Source organism: Paenarthrobacter sp. 22069, assembly GCF_052046035.1.
Taxonomy (GTDB): Bacteria; Actinomycetota; Actinomycetes; order Actinomycetales; family Micrococcaceae; genus Arthrobacter.
The window spans coordinates 44005-60180 of sequence record NZ_JBQEQF010000014.1 but is presented as its reverse complement, the minus strand read 5'-3'; the positions used below and the strand labels follow the sequence as shown (position 1 = coordinate 60180).

The following is a 16176-nucleotide window of genomic DNA, read 5'->3' as shown; positions in this document are numbered from 1 at the left end:
GTTCTGAACCGGTGGAGCGGGCCTGAGGGTCCGCTCCACTGTTCTTTTAACCGCATTACAATCGATGTGGCGTCCCCGGACGCCATGTAAACAGCATCTGAGGGAGATCCACGTGGCCAGCTTTGTAGACCGGGTAGTACTGCATGTATCCGGCGGTACCGGCGGCCACGGATGCGTCTCCGTCCACCGTGAGAAGTTCAAGCCCCTCGGCGGTCCCGACGGCGGCAATGGCGGCAACGGCGGCGATGTGATCCTGCGCGTCGACCACCAGACCACCACCCTCCTTGACTACCACCACGCACCGCACCGCCACGCCAGCAACGGCGGCCCCGGCATGGGTGACTGGCGCGGAGGCAAGAACGGCGAGACCCTGGTCCTGCCCGTTCCGGACGGCACCGTCGTCAAGACCAAGGACGGCGAAGTCCTCGCAGACCTGGTGGGTGAAGGCACCGAGTACATCGCCGCAGCCGGCGGCCCGGGCGGGCTGGGCAACGCCGCCCTTTCCTCGCAGAAGCGCCGCGCCCCCGGATTCGCGCTCCTGGGCCTGGAAGGCGAGTCCCGCGATGTCGTCCTGGAACTGAAGTCCATTGCCGACATCGCCCTGGTGGGGTTTCCTTCCGCCGGTAAATCGAGCCTGATCGCGGCCATGTCCGCTGCCCGCCCCAAGATTGCCGACTACCCGTTCACCACGCTGGTGCCCAACCTCGGCGTGGTACAGGCCGGCGACGTCCGGTTCACCATCGCGGACGTTCCCGGGCTGATTGAAGGGGCCAGCGAGGGACGCGGCCTGGGCCACCACTTCCTCCGCCACGTGGAGCGCTGCGCGGCATTGGTCCACGTGCTGGACTGCGGCACCCTCGAATCCGAACGTGACCCCCTCTCGGACCTCGCCATTATCGAAGGGGAGCTGGAGAAGTACGCGGTGGACATGAGCTATGCCGGCCAGGACGGCGAAGTGGTTCCGCTTAACCACCGGCCCCGGCTGGTGGCGCTCAACAAGGTGGACCTGCCCGACGGCAAGGACATGGCCGAGTTCGTCCGCCCGGAACTCGAGTCCCGCGGCTACCGTGTCTTCGAGGTGTCCGCCACCAGCCACGAGGGCCTGCGCCAGCTGGGGTTCGCCATGGCAGAGATCGTCCAGGCCGCCCGCGACGCCATTGCGGCCGCACCTCCCAAGGTCCAGCCCACCGTGCTGCGCCCCCGCGCCGTCAACGAGGCCGGGTTCAAGATCCGCCGCGAAGAGAAGAACCTGGAACCGCTCTTCCGCGTCCTGGGCGAAAAGCCTGAACGCTGGGTCAAGCAGACCGACTTCACCAACGAGGAAGCCATCGGCTACCTGGCAGACCGCCTGGCCAAGCTTGGCGTGGAAACCGAACTGTTCAAGCAGGGCGCCAAGCCGGGCGACACCGTGGTCATCGGCGGGGAAGACGGCGTCGTCTTTGACTGGGAGCCCACCATGATGGCCGGTGCCGAGCTCCTGGCCTCCCCGCGCGGCACCGATGTGCGGTTCGCCGATATTGGCGACCGCCCCACCCGCACCCAGAAGCGCGAAGAGCAGCAGGAGCGCCGCGACGCCAAGGCAGCCGCCCGTGCCGAGCTTGAGGCGGAGCGCAAAGCCGGCATCTGGACCGAATCCGTCAGTGGCCGCCGTGCCGCCCAGCCCGTCAAGGAAAGCGGACTGGAAGCGGACGATGACCTCTAGGGGCATGACCGCGGAGCCGGCCGGGCGCACCGCGGACAGAAGTGCGCTGGCAGGGGCCCGCCGGATCGTCGTGAAGGTGGGGTCCTCCTCGCTGACAAGCATCAAGGGCGGCATCTCGGAGGAGTCGCTCACGGCATTGGCGGATGCGCTGGCGGCCAAACGCAACGCAGGTGCCGAGATCATCCTGGTCTCGTCCGGCGCCATCGCCGCCGGTCTTGCGCCCCTGGGCCTGGCCAAGCGTCCCCGGGACCTGGCCACCCAGCAGGCAGCCGCGAGTGTGGGCCAGGGACTCCTGATGGCCCGGTACACCCAGGCCTTTGCCGCGCACGGCGTCACCGTCAGCCAGGTCCTGCTCACGGCTGAGGACCTGATGCGCCGCAGCCAGCACACCAACGCCCTCCGGGCCATGGACCGCTTGCTCAACCTGGGTGTCGTCCCCGTCGTCAACGAAAACGACACCGTGGCTACCCACGAAATCCGCTTCGGCGACAACGACCGCCTCGCCGCCCTGGTGGCGCACCTGGTCCGGGCCGACGCACTCGTGCTGCTGTCCGACGTCGACTCCCTGTACGACGGTCCGCCCGCCCTCGGTGCCAAGCGCATCCCCCTGGTCACCGGGGCGCACGACCTCGAAGGCGTTTCCATCGGCAAAGCCGGCAAGGCCGGCGTTGGCACCGGCGGAATGATGACCAAGGTGGAGGCTGCCACCATGGCGGCAGGTTCCGGAATCCATGCCCTGGTGACATCCACCCCCAACGCTGCTGCTGCGCTGAACGGCGAGGACGTGGGGACCTGGTTCTCCGTCAACGGCTCCCGGAAGCCGGTCCGCCTGCTCTGGCTGGCGCACGTCGCCTCGGTGCAGGGCCGCCTGGTCCTGGATGAAGGGGCAGTTCGCGCGGTCCGCCACCACCGGACCTCACTGCTGCCGGCCGGCATCTCCGGGGTGCGCGGTGACTTCGAAGCGGGCGACGCCGTGGAGCTGGCAGGTGCCGACGGCACCGTTATTGCCCGCGGACTGGTGAACTACTCGTCAGAGGAACTGCCGCGTATGCTCGGCAGGTCCACGAGGGACCTGGCTGAGGAGATGGGCACCGGCTACGACCGCGAAGTTGTTCATGTTGATGACCTGGTGCTGGTCTGAGCCGCAGGCTCGCCTAAACTTGGACCATGACTGAAGCCCTGATCCACTCTGGCAAACATTCCGGAACCACTGCTGCCCAGGCGCAGCCGGACGGATCAGCAGCACCGGAATCGGCTGAAGTGTCCGTTACGGGTTCAGAAATGTCCGCCGCAGAGGTGGAAGCCGCAGTCCACGCCGTCGCCGACCGGGCGCGGTACGCCGCCCGCCGGATGGCCACCGCCAACCGTGCCTGGAAAGACCGTGCCCTCCGGGCTGTCGGCGCAGCGCTGCAGGAAAACGTGGCCGCCATCCTTGCCGCCAACGCCACAGACCGGCAGCGCGGCAGGGACAACGGCACCTCCGCCGCGCTCCTGGACCGCCTCACCCTCACCGAAGCGCGGGTTGCCGGCCTGGTGGGCGCCCTGGAAAACCTGGCGAACCTTCCCGACCCCGTCGGCAACGTGGTGCGCGGCCAGACGCTCCCCAACGGGCTGCGCCTGCGACAGGTGAACGTCCCCATGGGTGTGGTGGCAGCCATCTACGAAGCCCGGCCCAACGTCACGGTGGACATTGCCGGGCTGGCGCTCAAGAGCGGAAACGCAGTCATCCTCCGCGGCGGCAGCGCCGCTGAAGCCACCAACCAGGTCCTGGTGCGGATACTTCGCGAGGCCCTGGACTCCGTCGGCCTTCCCGCTGACGCAGTCCAGACGGTTGACCAGTACGGCCGGGCCGGCGCCAACGTCCTGATGAAGGCCCGCGGCAGGGTGGATGTGCTGATTCCGCGTGGCGGCCGCGACCTGATCCAGACCGTCGTCGCCAACTCCGCCGTCCCCGTCATCGAGACGGGGGAGGGGAACGTGCACATCTTCCTCGACGAATCCGCCGACGAGAACATGGCCGTCGAGATCCTGCTCAACGCCAAGACCCAGCGGCCCAGTGTCTGCAACACCGTGGAGACCCTGCTGGTCCACTCGGGCTCGACGGTGCTGCCCGCCGTCGCAACCGCACTGCGCGACGCCGGTGTCCGCCTCCACGTCGACGCCCGTATCGATGCTGCCCTGCCCGCCGGAATTGAAACCCAGCCCGCGACAGACACCGACTGGGCCACCGAGTACATGGACCTGGACCTGGCCGTAGCCATGGTGGACAGCCTTGACGAAGCCGTGCAGCACATCCGCACCTGGTCCACCGGGCACACCGAAGCCATCCTCACGAACAGCCTCGCCAACGCCGAGCGGTTCATCGCCGAGGTGGACTCCGCGGCGGTCATCGTCAACGCCTCCACGCGGTTCACCGACGGCGGGGAGCTGGGCCTGGGTGCCGAGGTGGGCATCTCCACCCAGAAGCTGCATGCCCGCGGCCCCATGGGCCTGACCGAGCTCACCACCACGAAATGGATCGTCCAGGGCGAAGGCCAGGTCCGCGGGTAGCAACGCGGTAACATAGACCAGAACCCGGAAAGCAGCGGATGGTTCCGCTGCCCGTTAATTCCTGAACATAGGGGAGAAAATGCTGCTCCAGCAGATTGCCATGTCCGTCGCCGCCGCAGGTGAATCCGGCCACGAGGAGCCTGCGCCGCTGTGGGCTGAGCCCTGGGTTTTCGGTGTTTCGATGTTCGGGATCCTGGTGGTGCTGATGTTCATCGCCTGGTCCTACAACAACCTGGGCAACCGGCACTCTGCTACCGAGGAGCACGCGGATCCGCACCGCCAGCACCCCAACAAGCACGATCGCGGGCAGGGCCACTAACATTTCCCACACACTGCACCGCAATGGTGCCCGGGGGAGGCTGCGGCTGGGCGTGATGGGCGGGACATTCGATCCCATCCACCACGGCCACCTCGTCGCAGCCAGCGAAGTCGCGGCCGAGTTCGACCTCGACGAGGTGGTCTTCGTCCCCACCGGGCAGCCATGGCAAAAGTCCCACAAACAGGTCAGCGAGCCCGAGCACCGCTACCTGATGACCGTCATTGCCACGGCATCAAATCCGCGCTTCACCGTCAGCCGCGTCGACGTGGACCGTCCCGGTCCCACCTACACCATCGACACCCTGCGCGACCTCCGGGCCCAGCGTCCCGACGCCGACCTCTTCTTTATCACCGGCGCGGACGCGCTGGCACAGATCCTGTCCTGGAAGGACATTGACGAACTGTGGTCACTGGCACACTTCGTGGGGGTCACCCGCCCCGGGCACGTCCTTGACGGCATGGGCCGCGACGACGTGAGCCTCCTGGAAGTTCCCGCCATGGCCATCTCGTCCACAGACTGCCGTGCCCGCGTGGCTGCCAACAACCCGGTCTGGTATCTGGTTCCGGACGGGGTTGTCCAATACATCGCCAAGTATGGCCTGTACGCCGACGCTGCCGCACCCGCCAATGACCCAACTTCCGAAGCACGCGAACCAGCCAGTACTGAATGAGTTCACAATGAGTCAGGAACAGCCCCCCATCCGCAGCCGCCGGGAACTCCGGAAGGCCAGGGACGCCCACCAGGCAACCCAGCCTGCCACGGAGCAGCGTCCGCCTGCCGGTGACCGGCTGGCCGGAGGGCAGGCGACGCAGGACCAGGCGCCGGCCTCCGCACCCCGTGACACTTCGGCAGCGCATCCCCAGGTTCATTCCGACCCGACACCCACCCAGCGCTCCTCCCAGATCCGTGCCCGGGACCGCGCCGCCCTTCGCGCCATCAAGGAACTTGAGGAAAAGGAAGGCCAGCTCGCCGCCGGTGGGCCGCCCACCCGTCGCCAGCTTCGGCTGCAGCAGCTCAAGGAGCAGGCGCTCACTGCCGCCAACCCGGTTGTCCCGGCTGCCGCGCCGGCTCCTGCCACGACTTCCGGCGACGGCGGGGACGGCCGCGCCACTGGTCCCGCAGCCACATCCGGTCCTGACGTCCCGGCGCCGGCTCCCGGAAGCGCCCCCGAGGGCATGACCGTGGAGCAGGCCCTGGAAGCCCGGGCACTCATCGCCGCGCAGGCCAGGAACCAGCTGGCCAAAATGGAGCACATCGCCTCCACGGACCCGGAAGCAGTGGACCCGGAAATCCTCGCTGAGCAGATCGCACTCGCCGAGCGGGCCGCCGTCATGAACCGGCGGGCGATGGCCCGGCAAAAGCTTGCCGAGCAGGCAAACAGCCCCGCCGGACCCGCAAGGGAAACAGCTGCGACGGACTCCGCGTCCCATGGTTCCGCCTCCCGTGATTCGGCAGCCGGGGACAAAGCCGGCCCATCCACCGCCAACAACCTGGCCATGGTGACGCCGCTCGAGTTCGTCCAGGTGCCCGGCGTCGACCGTCCGGTCATGAAGCCGCCGGCAACATCGCACGTCCCCGTCACCACCCGGCCGGGCACCAAGGTCGCTCCTGGCGGCGGGAAACGCAAGCCTGCTGCCCGTCCCAAGGCACCTGCTGCGGATTCCGCCGCCGGCCGCTCCAAGGTCATCGCCCGTGCGGAGGCGGCAGCAAAGGCCGCCGGCAGGCCCAAGCCGGTGGCACGTCCGCAGCACCAGCCGGAGCACCAGTCGGAGGACCTCTTCGAGGACCTGCCACGCGTTCCTGCCCGGTCTGCCTACGGCCTTGATCCGCTGGATGCCGCCACTGCCGGCCTCACCCGGGCCAGGCGCAACCGCATCCTCCAGTTCTGCATCCTCGCGTTCGGGATCCTGGCCCTCGTCGCCGGCATCATCCTGATCGTCAGCGGCATGTCGCGCTGACACCTGCCGGCCGGCACCAACACCTCTTCATCAAACCAAGGAGTCCCGTGACTGCAACAGAATCATCCATCGCCATAGCCCGCACAGCCGCCAAGGCCGCCGCGGACAAGATTGCCCAGGACATCGTCGCCATGGACGTAAGTGAGCGCCTCGCCCTCGCCGACGTCTTCCTTATCGCCTCGGCCCCCAGCGAACGCCAGGTCAATGCCATCGTGGATGGCATCGAGGAGGAACTCGCCAAACAGGACCTGCGTCCCGTCCGGCGTGAAGGCCGCTCCGGCGGCCGGTGGGTACTGCTCGACTACGCCGACGTGGTCATCCACGTCCAGCACGAGGAAGACCGCGTGTTCTACGCGCTGGAGCGCCTCTGGAAGGACTGCCCGGTGGTGGACCTGGAACTCGGCGACGACACCTCGGCAAAGGCCGCCGCGGTTTCCGAAGGAGAATAGTCCCACCGGGGAAGTGAATATTCCCGATTTGGAATTTTCGGAATTGCTGTTCTAAGATATTTGAGTTGCTTCGGGGGAGACCCCGGGGGAATCTCGGAGAGAGCAGCAACTATCCGGGGCTGTGGCGCAGCTGGTAGCGCACCTGCATGGCATGCAGGGGGTCAGGGGTTCGAGTCCCCTCAGCTCCACCGGCGAGTCCGCCGGAACCACTCTGGTTCCGGCGGACTTTTCAGTTTTCCGGGCACTTTCGGGCCAAAAAACTCCCGATTGGCGTACGGCGGAAAAGTGCATTACTCTGGTCAGGTTGCTTCGGGGAATTCGACCGGAAAAGACAAGAGTACGGGGCTGTGGCGCAGCTGGTAGCGCACCTGCATGGCATGCAGGGGGTCAGGGGTTCGAGTCCCCTCAGCTCCACCGGTACAAGGAAAAGGGAACCATCACCAGGTGATGGTTCCCTTTTTTGTTGCCACTGGCAACCGATAGTGGACCAAAACCCTTCCGGCGCAGGTCAAAGCGCGGTACAACTGTGATTGAGGGCACATCGTCCCGCCTCCGGACTGCTTTGATCCAAGGCGGCGGCCGCGGGACGGGCTGACGAGGAGGTCGCAGATGTCCCACGCAGACGGCTACAGCCCGGACGGCGAAGCCTTTCCCGAGAAATCCCGCCTGACGCGGGATACCGCCATCCGCGGACCCGCGCGGCCAGCCCCCTATATAGGCGCCGGCATCCTGCTGGCCGCCGCCATTCTCCTGCCCCTGATGCCGCAGCTCTACTCGTTTGACGCGCCGCGGCTGGGCGGGATGCCGTTCTTCTACTGGTACCAGCTGCTCTGGGTACCGATTTCAGCCATACTGACCGGCTCTGCGTACTGGCTGGTCACCAAGGAAGACCGACGACGGCGGGCAGAGGCCCGTCCAGGTGGCCCGCCCCAGGCAGGCACTGCCTCCGCCGAAGCCGGGTTGGGAGGGGACCGGCCATGAACGGACGCGAGATCAACTGGACTGCCCTGATCATTGTTGTGCTGCTCTTCGTCGTCGTGGCTGTCATGGGCTTCCTGGCGGCGAGATGGCGGCGCAGCCCGGAAGTGGAGGGGCTGCACAGCCTGGACGAGTGGGGCCTGGGCGGCCGCGGCTTCGGCACCTGGATCACCTGGTTCCTCCTGGGCGGGGACCTCTACACCGCCTACACATTTGTGGCAGTCCCGGCGGCCATGTGGGCCACTGGCGCGGTCAGCGGGTTCTTCGCCGTGCCTTACACGATCGTCCTGTATCCGATTATCTTCATCATCATGAGCCGTTTGTGGTCCGTTTCCCACCGCCACGGCTACGTCACCTCGGCGGACTTCGTGGGTGGCCGCTACGGCAGCCGCTGGCTTTCCCTCGCCGTCGCGGTCACGGGCATCGTTGCCACCATGCCCTACATTGCACTGCAGCTGGTGGGGATCAAGGCGGTGCTCACCGTCCTGGGCCTGGGGAGCTCCGGCAACGTCCTGCTAACGGACCTGCCGCTGATCCTCGCCTTCGTGGTCCTGGCCGCATACACCTACACCTCGGGCCTGCGCGCCCCCGCCATGATCGCCGTCGTCAAAGACCTGTTGATCTATCTCGCCGTCATCGTGGCCGTTATCTACCTGCCCATCAAGTTCGGCGGCTGGGACAGCATTTTTGGCGCAGCCCAAACCAAACTGGGCACGGTGAACCAGGCCACGGGCAAACCGGCAGGGGTCTTTGTCCCCGGCGCGGCAAACTACTCCGCCTACTGGTCGCTGGCGCTGGGTTCGGCCATGGCGCTGTTCATGTACCCGCACTCGGTGACGGCAGTGCTGGCCTCGAAGGCCCGCAACACCATCCGCCGCAACGCCGCCATCCTGCCGCTGTACTCGCTGATGCTCGGCTTCCTGGCATTGCTGGGTTTCGTGGCCATCAAGGCGGGCACCAAGCCGATTGACCTGGACGGGTCGGTCAATCCCCAGCTGGTGGTTCCACAGCTGTTCCTCGACCACTTCCCGTCCTGGTTTGCCGGGATCGCCTTGGCGGCCATCGCCATCGGGGCCCTGGTGCCGGCAGCCATCATGTCCATCGCGGCCGCCAATATGTTCACCCGCAACATCTACCGCGACTTCATCCGGCCCGACGTTGACCCCAGGACAGAAGCGAAGGTGTCCAAGATCGTCTCCCTGGTGGTGAAGGTCGGCGCCCTGGTCTTCGTGATCGCCATGGACCAGTCGGCAGCCATCAACATGCAGCTGCTGGGCGGCATCTGGATCCTGCAGACCTTCCCGGCCGTCGTGGCAGGACTCTACACCCGGTGGTTCGACCGGTGGGCCCTGCTGGTGGGCTGGGCGGTGGGCATCATCTTCGGCACCGTCTCGGCCTACAACGTGATCAACCCGGTGACAAAGGCGCACTTCGGCGGTTCTGTGGCGCCCATCCCCGGGACGGACTTCAGTGTCTACATCGCGGTGTCGGCGTTCGCGCTGAACCTGATTGTTGCCGCCGTCCTGACCGTGGTGCTGAGGGCACTTAAGGTCAGGGGAGGCCAGGACCTTACCCGGCCCACGGACTACGAGGCCGACGAGACGGACCCCAAGGTGGTGCAGATCGAGAAAACCCAGCACTTCACCCAGCCCGGCGGTCCGTCACCGGTCGCCTAACCTGAGCTTCACCAGCCCGCCCTCCCGCCGGGTTACGTCGCGGCGGGAGGGCGCTGCCGTTACAGCCAGGCAGTCCGCCGCAGCGGCGGTTCCCCGCCGCCGGGGCGCCGCGCCAGAACCTGGTTGACCCCGGTAAGGCCGTTTTCAAAGCCGATGGCACTGGCAGCCATGTACAGCCGCCAGACCCGTGCCCGCCCGGGGCCGGCCAGGCGCACGGCCTCATCCCAGTTCTGCTCCAGCTGGCTGACCCACGCCCGCAGCGTCAGGGCGTAGTGGCGGCGCAGGGCCTGGACGTCGAGGATCTCGAACCGGGCGGTCTCAAGGGCGGACACCATCTCGCCGAGGCTGATCATTTCGCCGTCAGGAAACACGTAACGGGGGATAAAGGAATCGGGGTCCGGGTCCGTGGGGCCCGCGTTCCAGGAGATGGCGTGGTTGAGCAGCCGCCCGCCGGGCCGGAGCAGCCCGAAGAGCGCGGCAGCATAGGCAGGAGTCTGGGCCCGTCCCACGTGCTCCGACATGCCGATGGAACTGATGGCATCGAACGGACCATCCTTTACGTCCCGGTAATCCTGTACCCTGATCTCGACCCTGTCCGTGAGGCCCGCGTCCGCGGCACGCTTCCGGGCCAGGGCTGCCTGCTCCGTGGAGAGCGTTACACCCACCACGGTGACGCCGTACCGGCCCGCGGCGTGCAGCGCGAAGCTTCCCCAGCCGCACCCCACATCCAGGACGCGCATGCCGGGCTGAAGCCCCAGCTTGCGGCAGACCAGGTCCAGCTTTTCCTCCTGGGCTGCGTCCAGGCCATCGTCGGCCCCCGGGCCCCGGTGATTTTCCAGACCGCGGTCCGGGCCAGCGCCCGCTTCGGCAGTTTCCGGCCACACAGCACAGGAATAGACCATTGACGGCCCCAGCACCAGCGCATAGAAGTCGTTGCCGACGTCGTAATGATGCGAGATGGCGGCCGCGTCGCGGCGCTGCGAATGCATCCTGCCTTTCCTGGCCACCCGCGCCTCCTCGGGCGGGGGAGCGGGGTTGGGTCCGATGGCGCCGAGCCGGACCGCGGTCCGTAGGAGCAGCCAGAGCTCACCGGCGGAAAGAGGCCGGAACGGACCGGGTTCGGCGAACTTGCCGGCCGAGCTCAGCGCCGAGAACGCCGTGAAGATGTCACCCGGAGCATCAATTTCCCCTGCCACATAAGCACGGCTGAGTCCCAGCTGGCCCGGCGACCACAGCATGCGCCGCAGGGCCTTCCTGGATTTGAACTCCATCACCGGCGCGTCCGGAGGGCCCGCTTCCGAGCCGTCCCATGCGCGCAGCCGCAGGGGTATCTGTTCTGTTCCCAGTACTGCAGCCAACGCTTTTTCCAGCCGGGCAGCGTGCCCAGTGCCTGCGATTCCGGTGCGTGCGGTTCCTCCAGTATCCATGCGCCCACCCTAAGGCCGCCGCGTCCTCCACGGCTATCATGGGGACGTGATTCCTGACCCAACCGATGTGGTGGTCATCGGCGCGGGGCAGGCGGGCCTGTCGGCCGCTTACCATCTTCAGCGCCGGGGACTCGGCTATGCCGTGCTCGACGCCGAGGAAGGTCCCGGCGGTGCGTGGCGGCATCGATGGAAGAGCCTGCGCATGGCCACGGTCAATGGAATCAGCGACCTGCCGGGTATCGCCAAGCCGGAGGTGGATCCAGCCGAACCCAGTTCGGAGTTCCTGTCCCGCTATTTCGGCGCGTACGAAAACGAGCTGGGACTTGCGGTGCACCGCCCTGTGAGGGTCCGGGCTGTCCGGCGAGAAGACAATAACCCCACTGGGCTGCTGCGGATTGAAACGTCCGCCGGTGACTGGAGCGCCAGGGCCGTCATCAATGCCACCGGTACCTGGACCCGGCCCTTCTGGCCGATTTATCCTGGCCAGTCCTCGTTCCGGGGCCGCCAGCTGCATGTGGCCGATTATGTTTCCGCGGAGGAGTTCCGCGGCAAGCATGTGATTGTGGTAGGTGGCGGGATCTCGGCGGTTGGCCTGCTGGACGAGATTTCCCGCGTCACCAGCACCAGCTGGTTCACCCGCCGGGAACCTGTGTGGCGCGATGCCCCATTCGATGCCAAGGCCGGACACGATGCCGTGGCGCTGGTGGAGGAGCGCGTCCGCAAGGGGCTTCCGCCGCAAAGCGTCGTTTCCGCAACCGGACTGATCTGGACCCCTGCACTGCGGGCGGCCAAGGACCGGGGAGCCCTGGACCGGCAGCCGATGTTCACCGCCATCGAGCCCCAGGGCGTCCGCCGCGCTGACGGCAGCTTCCTGCCGGCTGACGTCATCCTCTGGGCAACTGGCTTCAGGGCGGAACTGGAACATCTCGCGCCCCTTCACCTCCGGGGGCCCGGAGGCGGGATTGCCATGGAAGGAACCCAGGTGGCAGCCGAGCCGCGCGTGCATCTTGTGGGTTACGGCCCGTCGTCGTCCACCATCGGGGCCAACCGGGCAGGACGCGCGGCAGTGGCCGCGATCCTCACACTGCCGGGCATGCCATGTCCGGCGGAGCAGGTAACGTGGGGGTGATGCCCCGGATCCCGGGGCCGGCAGGAGCGACAGAAGGCGGCAGGACACCGGTGGCAGCAAACACCCTGGCAGACATTTTCCAGGTGCTGCGCAGGCGCCCCGATATCGAGGCCCCCAACCTGCAGGCCTGGGACGCCACGGACCGGCTGCTGCTGGACACCGCTGTGCAGCTCGGCCGCGCCGGCGGCAACATGGTGGTGATCGGGGACCGCTATGGCGCACTGACGCTTGGCGCCGCGGCAGTGCTGGCACCGGCCCGGCTGCGCGTGCACCAGGACCTGGTCACAGGTGAAAGGGCGCTGCGCCTCAACGCGGACGCACTCCGGATGGAAAAGGAAGCGGCAGCGGAGGATGGCTTCGGCGCCCGCGGCGGCTTCCTGCAGCTGCCGCTGGGGCAGGAGCTGCTGGCGGAGGCAGACACCATCCTCCTCCAGCTTCCCAAAACACTCGCGGAGCTGGAGGAGATTGCCGACGCCGTGGCCCGGTACGCCGCCCCTGGCGTCCGGCTGCTGGCCGGCGGCCGGGTGAAGCATATGTCCCTAGGCATGAACGCCGTCCTGGAACGATTCTTTGTCTCCGTGCAGCCGCAGCTCGCACGGCAGAAATCGCGGGTGCTCCTTGCCAGTGGCCCGAAGAGTCCTGGCTCCTCCCCGCGCTTCCCGGTCGTTGAGCACCTTGCCGGGCTGGATCTGGAGGTGGCCGCCCACGGCGCGGTCTTCGCCGGCCCGAAACTGGACATCGGCACGCGCTACCTGCTCACGTTCCTGCCCGTAATGAAGCCGGCGCGCCACGCCGTCGACCTGGGATGCGGCACCGGGATCCTCGCGGCGATGTACGCGCGCCAGTTCCCCGGGTCGGCCGTCACTGCCAGCGACCAATCCGCGGCTGCCGTGCAGTCGGCGCTCGCCACCGCCCGCGCGAACGGGCTGGCGGACCGGATCTCCGTCCTGCAGGACGACGCACTGAGCACCTTCGCCGACGGCGCCGTGGACACCGTGCTGCTCAACCCGCCCTTCCACATCGGTGCCGGGGTCCACGCCGGTGCCGGCCTGAAGATGATCGAGGCGGCCGGGCGCGTCCTTGCTCCCGGCGGGGAACTGTGGACCGTCTTCAACCGCCACCTCGACTACCTGCCCGCCCTCGAGCGGCACGTTGGCCCCACCGTCGTGGAAGGCCGGAACCCCAAGTTCACCGTCACGCGCAGCACACGCAGGCCCCGCTGACCTCCTGTTTCACCGCCAGGTCCCGCGCAACTGGCCACGTCACCGGCCTGGCGGCGGCCGCGCCGCGCCGCTGTCCGCACATGTGGGCGGGGGCCCACCCTTAACGTACGATTCAAGCATCAGCAGGTAGCCGAAGACGTTTAGGGGACACAGTGTCTGAGATCCGCCAATCCTCTCCGAGACGCGGAACCAACTTGCCCAGGATGGGGGACTTCAACCTCACGGTCATCCTTGACGCAATCCGCAGGACATCCGGTGGGCTGAGCCGGGTGGAACTGGCCCAGATCGTTGGCCTGTCCCCACAGACGATATCGAATATTTCCCGCCGCCTCCTGGACCAGAACCTGATCGTTGAGGCCGGCAAGGAAGGCACCGGCCCGGGCAAGCCACGCACCATCCTCCGCCTTAATCCTGCCGGCATGTACGCCCTGGGCGTCCATCTGGACCCGGCCGTGACCACCTTCGTGGTGCTGGACCTGGTGGGCGCGGTGGTCCGGCATTCGCGGATCAAGACCCCCGGCGGCAACGACCCGTCCGCCGTCATCGCCACCATCGCCGCGGAAATCGCCCAGCTCGTTGCCGACTCGGGGGTGGACCGCAACCGGATCGCCGGCCTGGGTGTTGCTGCTCCGGGTCCCATCGACCTGGACAACGGCACGGTGGTGGATCCGCCGCTGCTGCCGGGGTGGGACAGGGTGGAACTGCGCGAGGCGCTTGCCAGGGCCACCGGCTACTCCGTACTCGTTGACAAGGACGTCACCAGTGCTGCCGTTGCCGAAACCTGGGCGGGCGGTCCCAGCGGTGCCGGCAGTTTCATCTTCATGTACATGGGCACCGGCATTGGCTGCGGCATCGTCCTGAACGACGAGGTGGTCCGCGGCACCTCCGGCAATGCCGGCGAAATCGGGCATATCATCGTGGATCCGGACGGCCCCCCCTGCGACTGCGGCCTGCGCGGCTGCGTGAAATCCTCCTGCATCCCGCAGGTGCTCGTGGCGGAGGCGGAAGCCGCCGGCATCCTGGACGGCTCCCGGGCCGGCGACAGCGCCGCCGAAGTCCAACAAAGCTTCTCCCGGCTGTGCGCACTCGCCGATGGCGGGGATGAACGTGCCGCCGCCATCCTTGACCGCTCAGCCGTCCTGGTGGCCCGGGCGGTCTCGGTGGTCACCAACACCCTGGACGTTGAACGGGTGGTCTTCGGGGGTCCCTTCTGGAGCGGACTGGCAGAGCGCTACCTGCAACGGATACCGCCGCTTCTGGACGCCAACAGTGACGTCCGGCTGATCCATCCCATCGAGGTGGTGGGCACAGGAGTCGGGGAGGACGTTGGAGCAATCGGCGCTGCCTCGCTGGTCCTCGAACACACCCTCGCGCCCCGCGCCCAGCGTCTGCTGCTGGAAAGCTGACCGTCATGCTTCGCTGGGTATCGAAGACAGTGTCCCTGATGGCGGCCGCGGTACTGGCCCTCGCGGCCTGCACCCCCGCCGATCCCGCCGGTGGCAACAGGACCATCAAGGTGGCGTACCAGAAGACCGACTCATTCACCGCCCTGGACAGCATGTTCCAGGACGCGAAAAAGGAGTTCGAGGCCGCAAACAAGGGCGTGACCGTTGAGCTGCAGCCCATCCAGGCCAACGACGACGACTACGGCACCAAACTTGCCCTTGCGCTGCGTTCGCCGTCCACTGCTCCGGACATCTTCTACGAGGACACCTTCAAGGTCCGCTCCGACGTGGATGCCGGGTACCTCCTGAACCTTGACAGCCGCCTTGCTGGCTGGGGTGAGTGGACCAAGTTCGACGCCGGCGCCAAGGAGGCAGGCAAGGCTGACGACGGCGGAACGTACGCCGTGCCGCTGGGCACCGACACGAGGGCCATCTGGTACAACAAGAAGGTTTTCGAGGCTGCCGGCGTCAGCCTGCCGTGGCGCCCGTCCAGCTGGCAGGACATCCTGGATACCGCCAGGAAGATCAAGGCCTCTAATCCCGATGTGATCCCGTTCAACATGTACGCCGGAAAGGGCACCGGCGAGGGGACCGTCATGCAGGGGTTCTACGAACTCCTGTACGGCACCGGAACGGGCCTCTACGACAAGGAATCCAGGAAGTGGGTCGTAGGCTCCGCCGGTTTCAAGGACTCCCTGACCTTCCTCCAGACCCTGTACCGGGAAAACCTGGCAGTGACTCCGGCCCAGGCCCTCGACCCGAACATCTGGAAAAAGGTGTTTGGCGAATGGTTCCCCAAAGCCCAACTCGGGGCAACCGTAGAAGGTTCCTACGCGCCGTCGTTCTGGCAAAAGGGCGGCAGCTACGAATGGCCGGCGTACGGGGAGGAGATCGGTGTGGCTCCGTTCCCCACCCAAAACGGTGCAGCCCCCGGGGCCGTCAGCATGTCCGGCGGATGGACCCTCGCCGTCGGCGCCGAAACCAAGCAGCCCGATCTTGCCTTCAATTTCCTCACCACCGCGCTGAATGCGAAAAACTCGCTGGCCTTCACCGTTGCAAGCTCACAGATCGCCGTACGCACCGACGTCGCCTCCGACCCCGGCTACCAGTCGGCCAACCCGTTCGTGAAAGACGTGTCCGGACTGGTGGCCGTCACCAACTACCGGCCCGCCACCTCGGAATACCCGCGGATCTCAGCTGCCGTGCAGGAAGCCACCGAAGCCGTGATCACCGGCAACAGGACCCCGGAGCAGGCCGCGGCCGATTATGACACCGCCGTGGCGGGCATCGTGGGCGGCGACAAGACCATCCGGAAGTAGC

At 67.1% G+C, this 16176-nt stretch carries 14 protein-coding genes and 2 tRNA genes; 15 read left to right on the top strand and 1 reads right to left on the bottom strand.

Annotation, left to right across the window (positions count from 1 at the left end; translation table 11 throughout):
• The first annotated feature begins 112 nt into the window (after positions 1 to 112).
• From obgE to mctP, 11 genes are all read left to right on the top strand, one after another.
• Positions 113 to 1702, top strand: a complete 1590-nt coding sequence (gene obgE, locus ACTJK0_RS12985) for a GTPase ObgE (protein WP_440745447.1) — start codon at positions 113 to 115, stop codon at positions 1700 to 1702.
• Between the two features lie 4 nt (positions 1703 to 1706).
• Positions 1707 to 2843, top strand: a complete 1137-nt coding sequence (proB, locus tag ACTJK0_RS12980; RefSeq protein ID WP_440745446.1) for a glutamate 5-kinase — start codon at positions 1707 to 1709, stop codon at positions 2841 to 2843.
• Positions 2844 to 2869: 26 nt separating this feature from the next.
• Positions 2870 to 4252, top strand: coding sequence for a glutamate-5-semialdehyde dehydrogenase (locus ACTJK0_RS12975; protein ID WP_440745445.1), 1383 nt, complete (start codon positions 2870 to 2872; stop codon positions 4250 to 4252).
• 79 nt (positions 4253 to 4331) lie between these two features.
• A complete protein-coding gene (locus tag ACTJK0_RS12970) occupies positions 4332 to 4571 on the top strand; it encodes a hypothetical protein (RefSeq protein ID WP_110540863.1) in 240 nt (79 codons plus the stop codon).
• Between the two features lies 1 nt (position 4572).
• Positions 4573 to 5241, top strand: a complete 669-nt coding sequence (nadD, locus tag ACTJK0_RS12965) for a nicotinate-nucleotide adenylyltransferase (RefSeq protein ID WP_440745493.1) — start codon at positions 4573 to 4575, stop codon at positions 5239 to 5241.
• Between the two features lie 7 nt (positions 5242 to 5248).
• On the top strand, positions 5249 to 6529 hold the full coding sequence (locus tag ACTJK0_RS12960) for a hypothetical protein (protein WP_440745444.1): 1281 nt from the start codon (positions 5249 to 5251) through the stop codon (positions 6527 to 6529).
• A 47-nt stretch (positions 6530 to 6576) separates the two neighbouring features.
• On the top strand, positions 6577 to 6978 hold the full coding sequence (rsfS, locus tag ACTJK0_RS12955) for a ribosome silencing factor (protein ID WP_110540860.1): 402 nt from the start codon (positions 6577 to 6579) through the stop codon (positions 6976 to 6978).
• 115 nt (positions 6979 to 7093) lie between these two features.
• Positions 7094 to 7166: transfer RNA gene (locus ACTJK0_RS12950), tRNA-Ala, on the top strand.
• Between the two features lie 153 nt (positions 7167 to 7319).
• Positions 7320 to 7392: transfer RNA gene (locus ACTJK0_RS12945), tRNA-Ala, on the top strand.
• A gap of 195 nt (positions 7393 to 7587) precedes the next feature.
• Positions 7588 to 7959: a DUF3311 domain-containing protein gene (locus ACTJK0_RS12940; RefSeq protein ID WP_110540859.1), complete on the top strand. Its 372-nt coding sequence runs from the start codon at positions 7588 to 7590 to the stop codon at positions 7957 to 7959.
• Positions 7956 to 9632 carry a monocarboxylate uptake permease MctP gene (gene mctP, locus ACTJK0_RS12935; RefSeq protein WP_440745443.1) on the top strand — a complete coding sequence of 559 codons (1677 nt, stop codon included), beginning with the start codon at positions 7956 to 7958 and terminating at the stop codon, positions 9630 to 9632. The genes ACTJK0_RS12940 and mctP overlap by 4 nt, the downstream gene beginning before the upstream one ends.
• A 59-nt stretch (positions 9633 to 9691) precedes the next feature.
• On the opposite strand, the gene ACTJK0_RS12930 is transcribed toward mctP, so the two are convergent.
• On the bottom strand, positions 9692 to 11059 hold the full coding sequence (locus ACTJK0_RS12930) for a class I SAM-dependent methyltransferase (RefSeq protein WP_440745442.1): 1368 nt from the start codon (positions 11057 to 11059) through the stop codon (positions 9692 to 9694).
• Between the two features lie 46 nt (positions 11060 to 11105).
• Between ACTJK0_RS12930 and ACTJK0_RS12925 the strand changes: the two genes are divergently transcribed.
• The 4 genes from ACTJK0_RS12925 to ACTJK0_RS12910 all read left to right on the top strand — a co-directional run bounded on the left by ACTJK0_RS12925 (position 11106) and on the right by ACTJK0_RS12910 (position 16175).
• Positions 11106 to 12188 (top strand): FAD-dependent oxidoreductase, encoded by a 1083-nt coding sequence (locus ACTJK0_RS12925; protein ID WP_440745441.1) that lies wholly within the window; start codon positions 11106 to 11108, stop codon positions 12186 to 12188.
• Between the two features lie 50 nt (positions 12189 to 12238).
• Complete coding sequence (locus tag ACTJK0_RS12920; protein WP_440745440.1) at positions 12239 to 13411, top strand: class I SAM-dependent methyltransferase; 1173 nt, start codon at positions 12239 to 12241, stop codon at positions 13409 to 13411.
• A 203-nt stretch (positions 13412 to 13614) separates the two neighbouring features.
• The gene (locus tag ACTJK0_RS12915) at positions 13615 to 14817 is read left to right on the top strand and encodes an ROK family transcriptional regulator (RefSeq protein WP_110540854.1); all 1203 of its coding nucleotides are present in this window, start codon (positions 13615 to 13617) and stop codon (positions 14815 to 14817) included.
• Positions 14818 to 14822: 5 nt separating this feature from the next.
• Positions 14823 to 16175: an extracellular solute-binding protein gene (locus tag ACTJK0_RS12910; protein ID WP_440745439.1), complete on the top strand. Its 1353-nt coding sequence runs from the start codon at positions 14823 to 14825 to the stop codon at positions 16173 to 16175.
• The last annotated feature ends 1 nt before the right edge of the window (position 16176 follow it).

Excerpts from the sequence above, each read along its gene's own strand:
- proB (WP_440745446.1), top strand. The coding sequence starts at position 1,707 with ATGACCGCGGAGCCGGCCGGGCGCACCGCGGACAGAAGTGCGCTGGCA.
- ACTJK0_RS12975 (WP_440745445.1), top strand. The coding sequence starts at position 2,870 with ATGACTGAAGCCCTGATCCACTCTGGCAAACATTCCGGAACCACTGCT.
- ACTJK0_RS12970 (WP_110540863.1), top strand. The coding sequence starts at position 4,332 with ATGCTGCTCCAGCAGATTGCCATGTCCGTCGCCGCCGCAGGTGAATCC.
- ACTJK0_RS12960 (WP_440745444.1), top strand. The coding sequence starts at position 5,249 with ATGAGTCAGGAACAGCCCCCCATCCGCAGCCGCCGGGAACTCCGGAAG.
- ACTJK0_RS12940 (WP_110540859.1), top strand. The coding sequence starts at position 7,588 with ATGTCCCACGCAGACGGCTACAGCCCGGACGGCGAAGCCTTTCCCGAG.
- mctP (WP_440745443.1), top strand. The coding sequence starts at position 7,956 with ATGAACGGACGCGAGATCAACTGGACTGCCCTGATCATTGTTGTGCTG.
- ACTJK0_RS12930 (WP_440745442.1), bottom strand. The coding sequence starts at position 11,059 with ATGGATACTGGAGGAACCGCACGCACCGGAATCGCAGGCACTGGGCAC.
- ACTJK0_RS12915 (WP_110540854.1), top strand. The coding sequence starts at position 13,615 with ATGGGGGACTTCAACCTCACGGTCATCCTTGACGCAATCCGCAGGACA.
- ACTJK0_RS12910 (WP_440745439.1), top strand. The coding sequence starts at position 14,823 with ATGCTTCGCTGGGTATCGAAGACAGTGTCCCTGATGGCGGCCGCGGTA.